15 protein-coding genes are annotated in these 12,146 nt (G+C 62.0%); 12 read left to right on the forward strand and 3 right to left on the reverse strand.

Annotated elements, in window-relative coordinates; translation table 11 throughout:
- Positions 1-3: 3 nt before the first annotated feature.
- A complete protein-coding gene (locus K6T12_RS06685) occupies positions 4-264 on the forward strand; it encodes an Lpp/OprI family alanine-zipper lipoprotein (protein WP_222220738.1) in 261 nt (86 codons plus the stop codon).
- Positions 265-284: 20 nt separating this feature from the next.
- Here the strand turns inward: K6T12_RS06685 and K6T12_RS06690 are convergent, their stop codons facing one another.
- Positions 285-1,247, reverse strand: a complete 963-nt coding sequence (locus tag K6T12_RS06690; protein WP_222220739.1) for a L,D-transpeptidase family protein — start codon at positions 1,245-1,247, stop codon at positions 285-287.
- A gap of 156 nt (positions 1,248-1,403) precedes the next feature.
- Here K6T12_RS06690 and K6T12_RS06695 point away from each other — a divergent pair, with 156 nt between their 5' ends.
- Complete coding sequence (locus K6T12_RS06695; RefSeq protein WP_222220740.1) at positions 1,404-2,339, forward strand: nucleoside recognition domain-containing protein; 936 nt, start codon at positions 1,404-1,406, stop codon at positions 2,337-2,339.
- Positions 2,340-2,352: 13 nt separating this feature from the next.
- On the opposite strand, the gene K6T12_RS06700 is transcribed toward K6T12_RS06695, so the two are convergent.
- Positions 2,353-2,556: a transcriptional regulator gene (locus K6T12_RS06700; RefSeq protein WP_222220741.1), complete on the reverse strand. Its 204-nt coding sequence runs from the start codon at positions 2,554-2,556 to the stop codon at positions 2,353-2,355.
- 139 nt (positions 2,557-2,695) lie between these two features.
- Between K6T12_RS06700 and K6T12_RS06705 the strand changes: the two genes are divergently transcribed.
- The 4 genes from K6T12_RS06705 to K6T12_RS06720 all read left to right on the forward strand — a co-directional run bounded on the left by K6T12_RS06705 (position 2,696) and on the right by K6T12_RS06720 (position 6,018).
- Positions 2,696-3,844: a pyridoxal phosphate-dependent aminotransferase gene (locus K6T12_RS06705; protein ID WP_222220742.1), complete on the forward strand. Its 1,149-nt coding sequence runs from the start codon at positions 2,696-2,698 to the stop codon at positions 3,842-3,844.
- Positions 3,832-4,641 carry an amidohydrolase gene (locus K6T12_RS06710; protein ID WP_222220743.1) on the forward strand — a complete coding sequence of 270 codons (810 nt, stop codon included), beginning with the start codon at positions 3,832-3,834 and terminating at the stop codon, positions 4,639-4,641. Before K6T12_RS06705 ends, K6T12_RS06710 begins: the two co-directional genes overlap by 13 nt.
- Positions 4,642-4,724: 83 nt before the next feature.
- Positions 4,725-5,354: an NAD(P)-dependent oxidoreductase gene (locus K6T12_RS06715; RefSeq protein ID WP_222220745.1), complete on the forward strand. Its 630-nt coding sequence runs from the start codon at positions 4,725-4,727 to the stop codon at positions 5,352-5,354.
- A 142-nt stretch (positions 5,355-5,496) separates the two neighbouring features.
- Positions 5,497-6,018 carry a hypothetical protein gene (locus K6T12_RS06720; RefSeq protein ID WP_222220747.1) on the forward strand — a complete coding sequence of 174 codons (522 nt, stop codon included), beginning with the start codon at positions 5,497-5,499 and terminating at the stop codon, positions 6,016-6,018.
- 230 nt (positions 6,019-6,248) lie between these two features.
- On the opposite strand, the gene K6T12_RS06725 is transcribed toward K6T12_RS06720, so the two are convergent.
- Positions 6,249-7,022 (reverse strand): AraC family transcriptional regulator, encoded by a 774-nt coding sequence (locus K6T12_RS06725; RefSeq protein ID WP_222220749.1) that lies wholly within the window; start codon positions 7,020-7,022, stop codon positions 6,249-6,251.
- 99 nt (positions 7,023-7,121) lie between these two features.
- On the opposite strand from K6T12_RS06725, the gene panB reads away from it, so the two are divergent.
- From panB to K6T12_RS06755, 6 genes are all read left to right on the forward strand, one after another.
- Positions 7,122-7,967 (forward strand): 3-methyl-2-oxobutanoate hydroxymethyltransferase, encoded by an 846-nt coding sequence (gene panB, locus K6T12_RS06730; protein WP_222220751.1) that lies wholly within the window; start codon positions 7,122-7,124, stop codon positions 7,965-7,967.
- A 266-nt stretch (positions 7,968-8,233) separates the two neighbouring features.
- Positions 8,234-8,635, forward strand: coding sequence for a phnA protein (locus K6T12_RS06735; protein ID WP_222220753.1), 402 nt, complete (start codon positions 8,234-8,236; stop codon positions 8,633-8,635).
- Between the two features lie 120 nt (positions 8,636-8,755).
- Positions 8,756-9,727 carry a DUF1835 domain-containing protein gene (locus tag K6T12_RS06740; RefSeq protein WP_222220755.1) on the forward strand — a complete coding sequence of 324 codons (972 nt, stop codon included), beginning with the start codon at positions 8,756-8,758 and terminating at the stop codon, positions 9,725-9,727.
- A gap of 111 nt (positions 9,728-9,838) precedes the next feature.
- On the forward strand, positions 9,839-10,300 hold the full coding sequence (locus tag K6T12_RS06745; protein WP_222220757.1) for an FKBP-type peptidyl-prolyl cis-trans isomerase: 462 nt from the start codon (positions 9,839-9,841) through the stop codon (positions 10,298-10,300).
- Positions 10,301-10,620: 320 nt separating this feature from the next.
- On the forward strand, positions 10,621-10,926 hold the full coding sequence (locus K6T12_RS06750) for a hypothetical protein (protein WP_222220759.1): 306 nt from the start codon (positions 10,621-10,623) through the stop codon (positions 10,924-10,926).
- Between the two features lie 114 nt (positions 10,927-11,040).
- Positions 11,041-12,021 carry an NAD(P)/FAD-dependent oxidoreductase gene (locus K6T12_RS06755; protein ID WP_222220761.1) on the forward strand — a complete coding sequence of 327 codons (981 nt, stop codon included), beginning with the start codon at positions 11,041-11,043 and terminating at the stop codon, positions 12,019-12,021.
- Positions 12,022-12,146: the final 125 nt, after the last annotated feature.

A 12,146-nucleotide genomic window follows, 5' to 3' on the forward strand; every position in this document is an offset into this window, starting at 1 on the left:
AAGATGAGATCCTTCAAATTACTGTTGCCATTGGTGGCCGCCGGCCTGATCGCCGGGTGCGCCAGTACCAGTCACTCTGAAATGGATTCCATGCGCACGATGGCGCAGGATGCGATGGAGCGGGCCAACGCGGCGGCTGCCAAGGCCGATCAGGCATCCCGCGATGCGGCGATGGCGATGGAAGCGGCCAAGAAAGCCCAGGCTTGTTGCGAAGCCAACACTCAGCGGATCAATCGCGCCTTCGAAGACTCGATGCGTAAATAGCGACTGGAAGGGTACCGGTTTCAGGGTGAGCTGGTCAGCTGCCGACCAGCCGCCCGATCGGTACGGCGGCGATAACCAATGGCGGCCGGCACGCCATCGGCCTGCTTAGCGATCTGTTCGACCAGCTGCCAGTCGATATGGGCATCCTGTTCCGGCGTAGCGGCGATGATGGCATCTACCAGCTGGTTCATATCGATCCCCTGATGGCCGGCCTCGGCAATCGGATAATCCGGCCGGCTGACCTCCAGAAACAGCAATCCGTCCTGCCAGCCCAGCTTGAACGGCTGATCAACAATCCTGACCGGTGTTTCCACTCGGACCTCGGCAAACAGGCTGGCGATATCCTCGGGATAAAGACGTATACAACCATGGCTGACCTTCATGCCGACGCCGGCCGGGCGGTTGGTGCCGTGCAGCAGGTAGCCGGGTAGGGCCAGCCGCAGTGCATGGCTGCCAAGCGGGTTGTCCGGGCCGGCTGGAATGCTGGCGGGCAGCTCGATACCGCGTTCGCTGTACTCCTGGCGGATCGATTCCGGTGGGGTCCAGCTCGGCGCTTCGATCTTGGCGCTGATATGGGTCAGGGCACGCGGAGTCTGCCAGCCTTCGCGTCCGATGCCGACCGGATAGGTCCAGACCTCGCCTGTTCGTTCAGCTGGAAAGTAATAGAGCCGCATCTCGGCCAGATTGATAACGATCCCCCGTCGTGGCGCCTTCGGCAGCACATGCTGGGTTGGCAGCAGGATCAGACCGCCCGGTTCGGGTAGCCAGCGGTCGGTCTGGTGGTTGGCCAGCACCATCTCGCGATAACCGAGGTTGTGGCGGCGGGCGATCCGTACCAGGGTGTCGTCCGCACTGGCGGTGGTCATCTGCAGGGTGCCGATCACGCCTTCGTCGCTGGCCAACCGATAGCTGGCGGCATTGCCTGGGGCACTGAGCAGAGCGCCCAGCAGGCAGGTCAGTATTAGCAGGGGCAGATGTGGCATGATTGGCATCGACCTGATTCGTTACTGGCTTCTCCCCTCATGCTAGCCCAAAAGCGTTGGTCAGACCTGTTATGTAATCACTTTTACGTAATAAAAACAGCGGGATAGAATAGCGGCAGGCCAGTTCCGGCCACTGAACAGCAGGGAGAGCCAGCGTTGGAACAGATCATCGGCGTTATTCTTGAATCGGGCCGCTCGGCGGTAGATATGACCCTCTATATCCTGCTGCCGATCATGGTGGTGATGTTGGCGCTGATGAAGCTGCTCGACGCCAAGGGCGTGTTGGCCTGGGTCGCCAACCAGCTGGAACCGCTGCTGAAAATCTTTGGCCTGCCGGGGCTGGGGGTGTTTGCAATTATCAAGCTGCTGTTCGTCAGCTTCGCCGCGCCGGTGGCCACCTTCAGCCTGATGGATCGCAACGGTACCGCCCAGCGGCAGATCGCCGCCACGTTGGCGATGGTGCTGACCATGTCGCAGGCCAACGTGGTGTTTCCGATGGTGGCGGTGGGGCTGGACCTGCCGGTAATCATGCTGACATCGCTGGTCGGCGGCCTGTTTGCCGCCAGCCTGACCTACTACCTGCTGGCCCGGCAACCGGCCTGGCAGGTGGATCACAGCCTTAACCATGAGGTGAAGTCGGCATCCGAGCCGAGGACCGCGATGCAGGTGCTGTCCGATGGCGGCCAGGAGGGGGTCAAGATCGTGATCGGCATGCTGCCGATGCTGATTTTGGCGATCTGCTTCGTCAACACCCTGCGGGCGACCGAGGCGATCGACCTGATCAGCGCCGTGCTGGCGCCGCTGCTGGCGCTAATCGGCCTGCCGGAATCGACGGTGTTGCCGCTGGTCACCAAGTTCATCGCCGGTGGTACCGCCTTTATGGGGGTGACGCTGGAGCTGCTCAATAGCGGCGCGATGAGCGCCCAGGAGTTGAACCGGATGGCCGGCTTTGCCACCAATCCGCTCGACCTGGTCGGCGTGGCGGTGCTGGTGGCGGCCGGTCCGCGGGTTGCCGCCATCGCTCGGGTTGCGGTGATCGGCGCCTGTGCCGGCATGGTGCTGCGCGGCGTGCTGCACCTGATTATTTTCTGAGGCGAAGGCTGGCTCAGCGATTCAGTACCAGCTGTGGGCCGTTCTGTTTGCCGGACGGCAGCACATGCTTGGCGAATACGCCGTAGATATGGCCGCAGCTGTTGCAGTAGACCACCTGGAACCAGGCGTTCCGGTCGCGGGCGCGCTCCTCTGAATCCTTCGATACTATATGTTCGATCCCTTCGATTGCGCAGCTGGGGCATTTGGGCTCGGCCATCCGGTTTCTCCTTCATTCTCGATTTTCGGTTTGATTTGACCGGTAACGCGCCAGGAGTTCCCCGCGGGCGCGGTGCGGGTGCAATGCCCCCGGCTTGCGGGTACACTCCGCTGAAAAAATAAGTGTGGACCAAGGCACCATGCAGTATCCCGAAAGCAAGCTGCCCCATGTGGGCACCACCATCTTCAGCCAGATGTCGCAGCTGGCGGCGGAACACGACGCCATCAACCTGTCGCAGGGGTTTCCCGACTTCGATGGCCCGGCCGAGCTGCGCCAGCGGGTGAGCCACTATATCGAGCAGGGCGCCAACCAATATGCGCCGATGCCGGGGGTGCCGGCCCTGCGCCAGGCGATTGCCGGCAAGACCGAAGCGCTCTACGGCCGGCCGGTCTGCCCGGACAGCGAGATTACCGTGACCTCCGGTGCCACCGAGGCGCTGTTCGCCGCGATCAGCGCGGTGGTCCGCGCCGGCGATGAGGTGATCCTGTTTGATCCGAGCTACGACAGCTACCAGCCGGCGATCGAGCTGAACGGCGGTCGGGCGGTGCGTCTGCCATTGCAGCCGCCGGCATTCAGCATCGACTGGGACGCTTTGCGCCAGGCGATCAACGGCCGCACCCGGATGATCATCGTCAATACACCGCACAACCCGACCGGCGCGGTGCTCAGCGCCGGGGATCTGGAGCGGCTGGCCGAACTGCTGCGCGGCAGCGATATCCTGCTGCTGGGCGACGAGGTCTACGAGCACATTGTATTCGACGGCGCCGAGCATCAGAGCCTGCTGCGCCATGCCGAACTGGCCGAGCGGGCTTTCGTGGTCTCCTCATTCGGCAAGACCTTCCATACCACCGGCTGGAAGGTCGGCTACTGCGTGGCGCCGGCCGCGCTGACCGCCGAGCTGCGCAAAGTACACCAGTACCTGACCTTCTCGACCATCACCCCGGTACAGCTGGCGCTGGCCGACTATCTGACCAGCGACCCGGATCATTACCTGTCGCTGCCGGCGTTCTATCAGCAGAAACGCGACCTGTTCTGTGACCTGCTGCAGGGCAGTCGCTTCCAGCTGTCGCCCTGTCCCGGCACCTATTTCCAGCTGGTCGATTACAGCGCCATCAGCGAGCTGCCGGATGTCGAGTTCTGCCGCTGGCTGGTGGAGCAGGCCGGTGTGGCGGCGATTCCGCTGTCGGTGTTCAGCGAGGTCGATCCGGGTACCCGTCTGGTACGGCTCTGCTTCGCCAAGCAGGCGGACACCCTGAAACAGGCGGCGGAGCGGCTATGTCGGATCTGATCGAGCACGGGCCGCAGCAGGATCTGCGGATCAGCCTGGTCCAGACCGAACTGGTCTGGCAGCAGCAGCAGGCCAACCGCGACCGGCTGGCGGAACTGCTGCAACCGCTGGCCGGCCAGAGCGACCTGATCGTGCTGCCGGAGATGTTCACCAGCGGCTTCAGCATGGCGCCGGAGCAGGTGGCCGAGCCGGTCGACGGGCCGACCACCGACTGGCTGCGACAGCAGGCGGCCGAACTGGGCGCGGCGATCACCGGCAGCGTCGCCACCGACCTGGGCGGCCGTTACTGCAACCGGCTGCTGTTCGTCAGCCCGCAGGGCGAGGTGCAATACTACGACAAGTGGCACCTGTTCCGGATGGCTGGCGAGCACCAGCACTATCAGGCCGGCGAGCGACGGGTGATCTTCGGCTACCGGGGCTGGCGGATCCTGCCGCTGATCTGTTACGACCTGCGCTTCCCGGTGTTCAGCCGCAACCGCCAGGAGTACGACCTGCTGTTGTGTGTTGCCAACTGGCCGCAGCCGCGCCGTCACCCCTGGCGGACCCTGCTGCAGGCGCGGGCGGTCGAAAACCTCTGCTACGTGGCGGGCGTCAACCGGGTCGGCGAGGATGGCAACCAGCTGCCCTACAGCGGCGATTCGATGCTGGTCGACTTCAAGGGTGAACCGCTGATCGATCGGCCGGCCGGCCAGCCGTTTATCGAAAGCACCGCCCTCAGTGCCGGTCAGCTGGCCGCGTTCCGGGAGAAGTTTCCGGCCTGGTTGGATGCCGACCCGTTCGTTCTGGGCGACGGCTGAGCGGGTACAGATTGCGGAATGCTCTTTGACCCGGGCGGTTTTTCGGTAGATGCTCTATCGAAATGGAAGTGGGGAGAGCGGCGATGCGGTTGCTGGTGATCGGAGCGAGTCGGGGTATCGGTCTGGAGGTGGTTCGCCAGGCGTTGCAGCAACAGCATCAGGTGACCGCCTGTGCCCGGCGGATCGGCCGGATGGAGGACTGCCAGGGCGCGTTGACGGTCAATCGCGCCGATATCCTGGATTTCTTCTCGGTACAGCGGCTGATGCCGGGCCAGGATGCGGTGGTAATCTGCATCGGTGCGCTGCCCAGCTTCGACAAGGTGCGCTGTTTTTCGGAAGGCACCCGTAACGTGATCGACGCCATGCACGCCGCACACGTCAAGCGGCTGCTGGTGGTTACCGGCATCGGCGCCGGCGACAGCCGGGGGCACGGTGGCTGGCTCTACGACCGGCTGTTCCACCCCTTCGTGCTGGGTACCATCTACAAGGACAAGGATCGCCAGGAGTACCTGGTGCGGCGCAGTAATCTGGACTGGACCATCATCCGGCCCGGTTTCCTGACCCACGGTCCGCGCACCGGTCAGTACCGGGTGCTGACCGACCTGGACGGCATCCGTTGCGGCAAGATCGCTCGCGCCGACGTGGCGCACTTCATCCTGCAGGAACTCAATGGCCCCGGTTATCGGCATCAGGCGCCGCTGATCTGCTACTGAACCGCTTCAAGGATCTCACCCGGTGGTCGCTTTTTCCGCCCGCTCCAACGCTGATTCGCTGGCCTTTTCGTGCACTCAGCGCCCCGGTTCAAACAAGCGTATGAACTATACTGCAGAAAGATTTACAGGTGGAGGCAGCAGCATGAAACGGCTGATATTTCTGGCCCCGTCGCTGGGCCAGGCGGAAACGGTCGTCGAAGGATTGCGTGCACTGGATATCGATGACAATTGGATGCATATCGTGGCCAAAGACCACCATATGCTGGAGCAGGCGCACCTGCATGAAGCAACCGACCTCGAAACCACTGAAATGGCCACCGATCTGGATTGGGGGATGGTTGCCGGTGGGACCCTGGGCATGTTGGCCGGGCTGAGTGCGATCGGGCTTGGGCCGCTGGGCCTGGTGTTGGGTGGTGGTACGGTATTGGCCGGTAGCCTGTTGGGCATCGGCCTGGGCGGTTGGCTGGGTAAGATGATCGGTGAACAGACCCCCCGTGCCGAGCTGGAGAAATACAGCCATGCCATCGAGCAGGGGCAGCTGCTGATGATGATCGATATCCCGGAACTGAAGTTGCCGGCGGTGTTCAGATTGATTCGTGAACACTGTCCTCAGGCGCTGATCGAGTCAGCGACGCTGACCCACGATCGCCAGATTGCTGCCTGACCAGATCGCTGTCTGATTAGTAGCGTTCGACCCACTTTACCCCGCCAGGGTGGAGAGCCGAAATCTGTTTTCGGCCATCTGGGGACAGCCGCGAGGCTGTCCCTTTCTAGTTAGTTCTGAGTTAACAGTTTTGAGTTAACAGTTTTGAGTTAACGGCTAACCGCGCGGCTGTATCACTGTTTACTGTCCACTCAACACTCAACACTCAACACTCAACACTCAACACTTTCTTACGCTCGTCGCAGGTATTCACCCGGCGTCACCCCCAGCAGGGTTTTAAAACGGTTGATAAAGGCGGAGGCGGAGTTGTAGCCCAGCGCCAGCGCCACGCTGGTGACTGCTTCGCCGCTTTCCAGCCGCTGCACCGCTTCCAGCATCCGCAACCGCTGGCGCCACTCCCGGAAGCCCATGCCCATCTCCTTGTGGCAGAGCCGGTTAAGGGTGCGGCTGGTGGCACCGATCTGATCAGCCCACTGCTCCAGGGTGCGTTTGTCGTCCGGCCGCTCCAGCAGTCGGGTGGCCAGTTGGGCCAATCGGGGATCCTCCGGTAGCGGAAGTTCGTAGGCCACTTCGCGGGCGCGGACCAGCTGATCCATCAGGCAGGCGATCATTCGTCCTTCGGCCCCTTGCTCGTCATAGGCCGCCGGCAGGGTCGACGCCTCGCGGATCAGTTCGCGCATCAGCGGGGTTACTTCGAGCACGCAGCTCTCCGCCGGCAGGTCGTGCAGCCAGGGATGACCGATATAAACGCCACAGAACGCCACCCCGGTGCGGCTGCGCAGTTCGTGCTCGACGAACGGCGGGCACCAGAGCGCATGCTGGGGTGGAATAACGTAACTGGTGTCGTGGGCGCGGGCCAGCATCACCCCGCGGGTGGCGAACGAAAGTTGACCGTAGGGGTGGTCATGCGCTTCTACCAGATTGCCGGCCGGGATCTTCATGACCCGAAAGAAAACCGGTCGTTGCAGGTTATCGAATTGGGGCTCGGGAAGGACTTTCCACATAATATGTCCGGTTCGCGTTACTTGTTGTCCTAATGCAGCAAGAAGGACAGCGGGTTGGAGCATACCATGGCGTGGGTTTTTCGAACACAGGAGTAAGAGATGAGTGTGCATCTCAGTCGAGACCGCGTGACAGTACCCAAGGTGCTCGCGCGCAAGGGTGGTGAGAAGCTGGTCGTCCTTACCGCGTACAGCATGCCAATGGCCCGTCAGTTGGATCCGCATTGCGATATCCTGCTGGTCGGCGATTCCCTGGGTATGGTGCTGTACGGATTGCCGAATACCTTGACGGTTTCGCTGGACATGATGATCAATCATGGCGCAGCGGTGGCGCGGGGGGCGGAGCACGCCCTGGTGGTCGTGGATATGCCGTTCGGCAGCTATCAGGAATCGCCGCAGCAGGCGTTCCGCAATGCGGCGCAGCTGATGGCGCAGAGTAATGCCCAGGCGGTTAAGCTGGAAGGCGGCGAGGAGATGGCGGAGACGATCGCTTTCCTGACGGCGCGCGGCATTCCGGTGATGGCCCACGTCGGCCTGAAGCCGCAGTCGGCCAACAGCATGGGCGGCTTCAAGGTACAGGGACGGGAAGATGCCGAGGCGGAGCAGATCATGCGTGACGCCAAGGCAGTGGAAGCCGCTGGGGCCTTTTCCGTGGTCATTGAGGGGACCGCCGAGCCGGTCGCGGCGCGGATCAGCGCCAATCTGTCGATCCCGACCATCGGCATCGGCGCATCGGGCGCCTGCGATGGCCAGGTACTGGTGACCGACGACCTGGTGGGCATGTTCGGTGAGTTCACGCCGAAATTCGTTAAGCGCTATGCCGATCTGGGCAGCCAACTGGGCGAGGCGGCACGCCGTTACGCCGAAGAGGTCCGTTCCGGTGCCTTCCCGGCGGCGGAACACTGCTTCGGCGTCCAGGCCAAAGCAAAAATCAGCGGCGATCGCTGAGGCGTTAAAAACGCTCAATAATCGGCGAAAAATGCACCTTTATCTGTTGAAGATGTGGATTTTTCGCCGATTTTAGAGTTCTCGCACTGCCTTCATTCCCGTCTTTTAAAACCACGCATCACTGTCTTTTTCCGTCATCCGCGGCTGCCTCCCGGCCTGCACAGTCTAAACTGATAGTACTCGCGCCAATGGCCGTAATCCGTAAGCGGTGTCCGGGCCGGCGTAACCGAGCGATCAGGACAGGGGGGAACCCGGAGGATTCAGTGATGAGCAAGGGGCATGAAAAACACCATGAACGACATGTCGGCCTGTCGAAGTTCGGCAAGGATCTGGTGCGCCGTTCCGGCTCCCACTGCGAACTCTGCAATAAACATGGCGTCAAGCTGGTGGTGCATGAGGTGCCGCCCTCGCCACCGGAGCCGGAGCTGGAACACTGCATCTTTATTTGCGAAGGCTGTGACCATCAGCTCCGTCAGCCGAAACGCACCCAGCCCGACTATTGGCACTTCCTGGCGACCTCGATGTGGAGCACCATCCCGGCGGTCAAGATCAGCTCGCTGCTGATGTTGCATCGGTTGTGCGAGACTGAGCCCTGGGCGGCCGAGCTGCTTGACGAGGTTTACCTGACACCGGAGGAGCAGGCTTGGCTGAGAGCTGCCCGTCGTTAAGTTAGTCCGCACAGTCTTCGGACAAGCGCCGAATCCCGGTCGCTTTGGCAGCCGGCCCTTTCCCGTTGCCCCCGATACTGAAATAATTCCTGGCTGAACAGATCAGCGCAGGGAATACCAATGTTGCATATCACCAACGGCGATAACGCCAACGAAGTGCTTCGGCAGGCTGCATTCGATGGCGCCTTTCTGGCTTGGGCCGATGTCCTGCACGAGGGGCCGGTGCCTGCCGGCCTGAGCCTGCAGGAGATGTCGCTGATTCGGGCGCGCTTTATCAGTTATTGCGGCTGGGCCAGTGAGTTCGAGGCCCAGACCCACTTTCAGACGCGTGATGCACTGTTTACCGCCGCAGCCGGGCGTGGCGAAGTGGTGATCTGGAACAGTCGCGAACTCTATGACCAACTGCACCTGCTGCAGATGCTGGCCTGGTATGGCCAGGAGGGCACAGGCCAGGCGGCGCCGACTCTGGTGTTCGTGCCGGGCCTGATCGGTATCGACGACATGACCGCTGAGGTGCTGCGCGACTGTTACTGTCAGGCGGTACCGGCTAGCGCAGACCAATTGGCCCTGGCCGCCGAGGGCTGGCAGGCTTTCACCGCGCCCAATCCACGTAGCCTGGCCGCTTTTGCCGCACAGCCGAATGACGCGCTGCCCTGGTTGTCGGCCGGATTGCGGCGTCTGCTGCAGGAGTATCCCGATCTGCAGGGGATCAGCCGCACCGAGCGGCAGGTTCTGCAGGCGGTCGCCGCTGGCGAACAGAGCCCGGCCGGTATCTTCCGTCATTCATGGGCACAGGAAGAGGTGCCGTTCATGGGCGACTCCAGCTTCTGGCTGATCATCAAGGGGATGCTGGAATCTCCTCAGCCGCTGTTGCTGTTGGACGGCGACCAGCCATTCCGCTTGCCGGGCATGTTTGGTCCAGATGAGAGCTTTCTGGCGCAGCGGCTTCGGTTGACCGCGTTTGCCGAACAGCTGCTGGCGGGGCAGGGTGACTGGCTGGCACAGCACCAGATCGATCGTTGGGTCGGCGGCGTCCACCTGAATCCGGACAACCGCTGGCGCTGGGATGGCAAATCTTTTCTACGTCAGTAGCCCTTTTTTCAGGGGAATTCGGTTAGAGGGCAGGGTCGCGGGGGTCGCGTATCGCGCCACGAGGCTTTACCATGTAAGTTCATTTACAAAAAATCTCTTTGGAGTAGCTCTATGCAGATCAGCGACAACAAGGTAGTGACAATTCACTACACTCTGACCAACACCGACGGCGCCGTCATCGACAGCTCCGTCTCCGCCGAGCCGCTGGCCTATCTGCATGGTGCAGGTAACATCGTAGTTGGCCTGGAAAGCGCCCTGGCTGGCAAGGCTGCCGGCGATAAGCTGGACGTGACCGTCAGCCCGGAAGAGGGTTACGGCGAGAAGCACGACGAGCTGGTTCAGAAGGTGCCGACCGAAAACTTCTCCGGCATCGAGACCGTCGAAGTGGGTATGCAGTTCATGGCTGAAGCGCCTTGGGGCCAGCAGCCGGTCACCGTGATCAAGGTGGAAGACGACGGCATCACCATCGATGGCAACCACCCGCTGGCCGGCGAAACCCTGCAGTTCGCGGTCGAAGTCGTTGAGGTTCGCGATGCCACTCAGGAGGAGATCGAGCACGGTCACGTGCATTGATCCCTCGGTGCCGGGGCGGGCGCCCCGGCATTCAGTTTCCTTACGTCTGCCTTTCTATCTATCCCCGCTTGCCCCGCTTGTGTCTCTCTTTCAGCCGGTACTCTCCGTTGGGCCGGTACTTTCAGATCGTTTAACTTTAACGTCATCCATTCTCATTCTAATGTGTTATTAAACCGTTCAGGAACGGCCTTTCGATCGCTGCTGGACTAAGCTTATGGAGCCCCGGGCCGGGGAGCGCACCGTGCGGCGAATCGTTGTTCACGCCGCCGGGCTGCCAGACCGATGGAGCCGTAGGTTAAGAAACCACAGGAGAACAAGTCATGCGAGTAGCCGATTTCAAGACGCTGGCCGGCGAGCACCATATCAAGAATGTGAATTTCGTCGAATCCAGTTGCGGGCCGATGGTGATCGAGGTGGAGTTCGAACGGGGGCAGGAGGTTGTGCGCGACCTGATCAAGGACAGCAAGGGCAATGTTATTACCTATACCAATATCACCCAGGCCTATGACGTGTGCAGTCGTGCCGGGGTGCACCGGGCTAATCTGGTGCAGGTGATTCCTCATGACGAGGCTTGTGTGGGTATGTTTGCCGAATACCATCGGGATGCAATTCCATTGAAGTTCTGAGGAACCGTCGCTGATCCAGTACTGCTCGGACTTTAGGAACAACCGCCAGTGTCAGGCGGTTGTTTGCATTGTTAACGCCGGCCCCGTGCCGGCTTTTACTGGATGCGGGTACGGATGAGAAATAAGCATGTTGCGGTTATTGGTGCCGGCTTGGCCGGAGCGGTACTCGCCAATCGCCTGGTGCAGGGCGGGCACCGCGTCACAGTGTTCGAAAAGAGCCGAGGCAGCGGCGGGCGGTTGGCGGCGAGCCGGATGGAGCAGGGCAGCGCCGACCTGGGCGCCCCCTGGCTGGAAGCGACCGATGACGCGCACTACTGTGGCTGGCTGAGCCGCTTGCGGGATGAGGGGCTGTTACTCGAGTGGCAGCCGCGAGTGTGCGATTTTGACGGATACCCGCAGCGCTCACAGCGGGTCTATCTGGCGCGTCCCAGCATGAGCGGCCTGACTCGGGTGTTGCTCGAAGGGGCGCGGCTGCAGACCGGAACCCGGGTCGATACGATCTGGCCGGAAGATGAGCAGCTGTTGCTGCGTGACGAAAAGTGGCAGCCGATCGGCACCTTCGATGCGGTGGTGGTGGCCACCCCGGCGTCGCAAGCGGTACCGCTGCTGGAAGTCGTGCCGCGCTTTGCCCGCCGCGCCGCCGCCGTTGTATCGGCGCCCTGCTGGGTATTGCTGCTGGCGTTCAGTGAGCCGCTGACGATCGACGCCGATCTGGTAGTGGGTGAGCACCCGGTGTTGGCAAGGGTGATTCACGACAGTGCCAAGCCTGGCCGGAATACCGATGATGAGCATGATATCTGGGCGTTACATACCCGAATCAGCTGGTCCGCCGGCATGCTCGAACAACCGCAGGACCAGGTCGAACGGCAGATCAGGGAGGCATTCCTGCAGCAGTTCAGCATCAGTCAGCTGCCGGTGACCAGCCGGCTGCACTGCTGGTTGTACGGCAGTCATGCGGTACGGCCGCAACCGCTGTTGTGGGATCGGCACCTGGCGGTCGGTGCTTGCGGCGATTGGTGTCAACCGGATGGCCTGGCGGGTGCCTGGCAGAGTGCTGAACGGTTGGCCGACCGGATGTTGGCAGAGTGGGCCTGAGTGTACCCCCGGCCTGCGCCGGCTGTCCGCTGCACGATTGTTCTATAGTGTATTGAGTCGGCGAATAGCGTCGGCTGCCAGGGCCGGCGATCGCTCCGTTCGCAGCCCGTTCCCAAGGAGTCGAA

The organism is Marinobacterium arenosum (assembly GCF_019795155.1).
Lineage (GTDB): Bacteria > Pseudomonadota > Gammaproteobacteria > Pseudomonadales > Balneatricaceae > Marinobacterium_C > Marinobacterium_C arenosum.

Excerpts from the sequence above, each read along its gene's own strand:
- K6T12_RS06740 (WP_222220755.1), top strand. The coding sequence starts at position 8,756 with ATGTTGCATATCACCAACGGCGATAACGCCAACGAAGTGCTTCGGCAG.
- K6T12_RS06690 (WP_222220739.1), bottom strand. The coding sequence starts at position 1,247 with ATGCCACATCTGCCCCTGCTAATACTGACCTGCCTGCTGGGCGCTCTG.
- K6T12_RS06705 (WP_222220742.1), top strand. The coding sequence starts at position 2,696 with ATGCAGTATCCCGAAAGCAAGCTGCCCCATGTGGGCACCACCATCTTC.
- K6T12_RS06715 (WP_222220745.1), top strand. The coding sequence starts at position 4,725 with ATGCGGTTGCTGGTGATCGGAGCGAGTCGGGGTATCGGTCTGGAGGTG.
- K6T12_RS06725 (WP_222220749.1), bottom strand. The coding sequence starts at position 7,022 with ATGTGGAAAGTCCTTCCCGAGCCCCAATTCGATAACCTGCAACGACCG.
- K6T12_RS06685 (WP_222220738.1), top strand. The coding sequence starts at position 4 with ATGAGATCCTTCAAATTACTGTTGCCATTGGTGGCCGCCGGCCTGATC.
- K6T12_RS06710 (WP_222220743.1), top strand. The coding sequence starts at position 3,832 with ATGTCGGATCTGATCGAGCACGGGCCGCAGCAGGATCTGCGGATCAGC.
- panB (WP_222220751.1), top strand. The coding sequence starts at position 7,122 with ATGAGTGTGCATCTCAGTCGAGACCGCGTGACAGTACCCAAGGTGCTC.
- K6T12_RS06750 (WP_222220759.1), top strand. The coding sequence starts at position 10,621 with ATGCGAGTAGCCGATTTCAAGACGCTGGCCGGCGAGCACCATATCAAG.
- K6T12_RS06745 (WP_222220757.1), top strand. The coding sequence starts at position 9,839 with ATGCAGATCAGCGACAACAAGGTAGTGACAATTCACTACACTCTGACC.
- K6T12_RS06735 (WP_222220753.1), top strand. The coding sequence starts at position 8,234 with ATGAGCAAGGGGCATGAAAAACACCATGAACGACATGTCGGCCTGTCG.
- K6T12_RS06720 (WP_222220747.1), top strand. The coding sequence starts at position 5,497 with ATGAAACGGCTGATATTTCTGGCCCCGTCGCTGGGCCAGGCGGAAACG.
- K6T12_RS06700 (WP_222220741.1), bottom strand. The coding sequence starts at position 2,556 with ATGGCCGAGCCCAAATGCCCCAGCTGCGCAATCGAAGGGATCGAACAT.
- K6T12_RS06755 (WP_222220761.1), top strand. The coding sequence starts at position 11,041 with ATGAGAAATAAGCATGTTGCGGTTATTGGTGCCGGCTTGGCCGGAGCG.